The organism is Psychrobacter sp. 16-MNA-CIBAN-0192 (assembly GCF_040309565.1).
GTDB lineage: Bacteria > Pseudomonadota > Gammaproteobacteria > Pseudomonadales > Moraxellaceae > Psychrobacter.
Window position 1 is genome coordinate 1 of record NZ_JBEOOX010000094.1, and the last position, 302, is coordinate 302.

Below are 302 nucleotides of genomic sequence, written 5' to 3' on the forward strand. Positions count from 1 at the left end.
GTCAGCAACATTATGTAATTCAATGTGGCCATTGGGGCTTATGGAGTCTTGTCCTGCTGGGATACCGCGAATAGCTGCGATTTCTTCGGTGACTTTTATCGCCGGTAAAATACCACCTTTGCCAGGCTTAGCACCTTGGCTTAATTTAATTTCAAACATTTTTACTTCAGGATGAGCGGCAATATCGGTCAGTTTTTGTGGGTCTAAATGACCATGCTCGTTACGCACACCATATTTAGCGGTACCTATCTGAAACACTAAATCACAATGTCCTTTTAGATGATAAGGACTTAACCCACCTT

At 42.4% G+C, this 302-nt stretch carries 1 protein-coding gene; it reads right to left on the bottom strand.

Going from position 1 to position 302, the window contains the following annotated elements:
* The coding region (locus AAEY78_RS12500; protein ID WP_352339660.1) for a glutamate synthase-related protein at positions 1-302 on the bottom strand (302 nt) is incomplete at both ends.